We start from the raw sequence: 3,160 nt of genomic DNA on the forward strand, positions 1-3,160 counted from the left end.
GTCACGGGTCATTTATCTTCCCTTATACATACTCCGGTAGTATTTTTCATACTCGCCTGAGGTAATGTCGTCCATCCACGATTGGTTTTGGAGGTACCAGTGGACAGTTTTCTCGATTCCTTCCTCAAACTGCAGGCTGGGCTGCCAGCCCAGTTCCCGCTTGAGTTTGCGCGAGTCGATGGCGTATCTCAGGTCGTGGCCCGCACGGTCGGTGACGTACGTAATCAGTTTCTCCGATGTCCCTTCGGGATTGCCCAGCAGCCGGTCCACGGTTCTGACGATGACCCGTATCAGGTCGATGTTCTTCCATTCGTTGAAGCCTCCGATGTTGTACGTGTCGGCGACCTTGCCCTTGTGGAAGATTACGTCGATGGCCCGTGCATGGTCCTCGACGTACAACCAGTCGCGGACATTTTCCCCGCGGCCGTACACCGGCAGCGGTCTTCCGCGGCGGATGTTGTTGATGAAAAGCGGGATCAGCTTCTCCGGAAACTGATACGGACCGTAGTTGTTCGAGCAGTTGGTCACCAGCGTCGGCATGCCGTATGTGTCGTGGTAGGCCCGTACGAAGTGGTCGGACGAGGCTTTCGAGGCCGAGTAGGGGCTGTGCGGATCGTACTTCGTCTCTTCGGTGAAGAACTCCTCGCCGAAAGGACCTCCGCCGCTCTCCCCGCCCGCGGGATCGCCTGCAGGGCGGGTAAGCTCCAGCGCGCCGTACACCTCGTCGGTGGAGATATGGTAGAACAGCTTCCCGTCCCACTCTCCGTTCCAGTACTCCCGCGCCGCTTCGAGCAGCGACAGCGTGCCCATGACGTTCGTACGCGCGAAAGTGAACGGATCCCTGATCGAGCGGTCCACATGGCTTTCGGCCGCGAGGTGGATCACCCCGTCGACGCCGTACTGCTGAAACAACTCACGCATCGCTTCGAAGTCGCAGATGTCGCCCCGAACGAAAGTATAGTTGGGCCGCTCCTCGACGTCCCGCAGGTTGGCCAGATTGCCCGCATAGGTCAGCTTGTCGAGGTTGACGATCCGGTAATCGGGGTATTTGTTCACGAAAAGGCGGACTACGTGCGAGCCGATGAAGCCCGCGCCGCCCGTGATCAGGATAGTGCGTTTCATGGGTTATTTTTCTGTGAGTCGTTTCATGCAGTAGATCATGGCCTCCCTCCAGTGTGGGATGTCCATCCGGAAGGTCTCTTTGAATTTGGTCTTGTCCAGCACCGAGTAGGCCGGGCGGGTGGCCTTGGTCGGGAATTCCGACGTGTGGCAGGGGATGATGCGGCATTTGTCGTGTCCCGCGGCCGCGGCGATCTCCGTCGCGAAGTCGTACCACGAGCAGACGCCCTCGTCGGTGAAGTGGTACACCCCCTCGTTGCCCGTGTAGCGTTCCGACTCGATGATCGAGAAGAGCGCAAGCGCCAAGTCCCCGGCGTAGGTCGGAGTGCCGATCTGGTCGAAGACCACCTGCAGCGTATCCCGCTCCGAGGTCAGACGCAGCATCGTCTTCAGGAAGTTGTTGCCGTATTCCGAGTAGAGCCACGCCGTGCGGAAGATCAGATACCGGCACCCGGACGCCATGACGGCGCGTTCGCCTGCAAGCTTCGTGCGCCCGTAGGCTCCCAGCGGCGAGGGCGTACCATCCTCTGTATAGGGCGTATGGGCCGTGCCGTCGAAGACGTAGTCCGTCGAGACGTGGAACAGCGTCGCGCCCGTCGCCTTGGCCGCCGCCGCGAGATTGCCCGCGGCCTTGTGGTTCAGCAGCTCCGCCGTAGGTTCGTCATCCTCGGCCCGCTCCACGTCGGTATAGGCCGCACAGTTCACGATAACGTCGATCCCCTGTTCCCGGACCGCACGCAGGACCGCCCCGGCATCGGTGATGTCCAGCTCCGCGACGTCCGTACAGATATAGTTGTGGGGCGAGACACAGCCCAGACGCTGCAGGGAGCGGCCGAGCTGTCCGTTCGCCCCCGTGATCAGGATATTAAGCATAGTAATCCGTATTATAGTTGAACAACTCCCCGGCCTCCTCCAGCCGCGGGTGGTGGCTGTCCTTGGGCGAGAGCACGACATCTCCGGGCAGCAGGTGCCAGTCGATGCCCAGCGTGGGGTCGTCCCACGCGATGGCGCCCTCCGACTCGGGGGCGTAAGGGTTGTCGCACTTGTACTGGAACGTCGCTTCATCGCTCAGCACGGCGAAGCCGTGTGCGAAGCCGCGAGGTATGAAGAACTGGCGTTTGTTATCCCCCGAGAGCTCCACCGAGACGTGTCGTCCGAACGTGGGCGAGCCGCGGCGGATATCAACCGCGACGTCGAGCACACGGCCCCGGACAACGCGCACGAGTTTCGACTGGGCGTATCGCCCTTTCTGGAAATGGAGGCCCCGCAGTACGCCGTAGCGCGAGTGCGATTCGTTGTCCTGCACGAAGCGCACTGAACGCACCTGCTCGTCGAACTTCCGCTGCGAGTAGCTCTCGAAGAAGTAACCCCGCGCGTCGCCGAAAACCTCCGGCTCAAGGATAACCACGCCTTCTATGGCCGTTGTCAGAACTTTCATGGGATTATTTTTCGTCGAGGAGTTTCAAAAGGTATTGTCCGTACTGGTTCTTGAGCATCGGCTCGGCAAGTGCGCGCAGCTTGTCCGACGTGATCCAACCGTTGCGGTAGGCGATGCCTTCCAGACAGGCGATCTTAAGACCCTGACGCTTCTCGATGACCTCCACGAAGATCGAGGCTTCGGCCAGCGAGTCGTGCGTGCCCGTATCCAGCCACGCGAAGCCCCGCTGAAGCGTCTGCACCTTCAGCTCGCCGCGTTGCAGGAACGACTGGTTGACGCTCGTGATCTCAAGCTCCCCACGTGCGGAGGGCTTGATACCCTTCGCGACATCCACGACCTTGTTCGGGTAGAAGTACAGGCCCACCACTGCGTAGTTCGACTTCGGGTGTGCGGGTTTCTCCTCGATCGAAAGGCAGTTACCCACCGCATCGAACTCCGCCACGCCATAGCGCTGGGGCTCCTCGACACGGTAGCCGAAGACCGTAGCCTTGCCATCCTCCTCCGCCGTGCGGACGGCCTCGCGAAGAAGACCCGTGAAGCCCGAGCCGTGGAAGATATTGTCCCCCAGAACCAGACACACGGAGTCATTGCCGATGAAATCCG

General features: G+C 60.8%; 4 protein-coding genes. All 4 read right to left on the minus strand.

Going from position 1 to position 3,160, the window contains the following annotated elements:
• Nucleotides 1-12 precede the first annotated feature (12 nt).
• A complete protein-coding gene (gene rfbB / locus QVP03_RS10140) occupies nt 13-1,122 on the minus strand; it encodes a dTDP-glucose 4,6-dehydratase (RefSeq protein WP_022333339.1) in 1,110 nt (369 codons plus the stop codon).
• Between the two features lie 3 nt (nt 1,123-1,125).
• Nucleotides 1,126-1,992, minus strand: a complete 867-nt coding sequence (gene rfbD, locus QVP03_RS10145; RefSeq protein WP_022333340.1) for a dTDP-4-dehydrorhamnose reductase — start codon at nt 1,990-1,992, stop codon at nt 1,126-1,128.
• Nucleotides 1,985-2,557: a dTDP-4-dehydrorhamnose 3,5-epimerase gene (rfbC, locus tag QVP03_RS10150; RefSeq protein ID WP_022333341.1), complete on the minus strand. Its 573-nt coding sequence runs from the start codon at nt 2,555-2,557 to the stop codon at nt 1,985-1,987. The genes rfbD and rfbC overlap by 8 nt, the downstream gene beginning before the upstream one ends.
• Before the next feature lie 4 nt (nt 2,558-2,561).
• The coding region (locus tag QVP03_RS10155; protein WP_288210754.1) for a sugar nucleotidyltransferase at nt 2,562-3,160 on the minus strand (599 nt) is incomplete at its 5' end.

It is taken from the genome of Alistipes sp. CAG:29 (genome assembly GCF_000435435.1).
GTDB classification, from domain to species: Bacteria; Bacteroidota; Bacteroidia; order Bacteroidales; family Rikenellaceae; genus Alistipes; species Alistipes onderdonkii.

What these genes read in the sequence shown, in the direction of transcription:
- rfbB (WP_022333339.1), bottom strand. Translation starts at nt 1,122, where the DNA reads ATGAAACGCACTATCCTGATCACGGGCGGCGCGGGCTTCATCGGCTCG.
- rfbD (WP_022333340.1), bottom strand. Translation starts at nt 1,992, where the DNA reads ATGCTTAATATCCTGATCACGGGGGCGAACGGACAGCTCGGCCGCTCC.
- rfbC (WP_022333341.1), bottom strand. Translation starts at nt 2,557, where the DNA reads ATGAAAGTTCTGACAACGGCCATAGAAGGCGTGGTTATCCTTGAGCCG.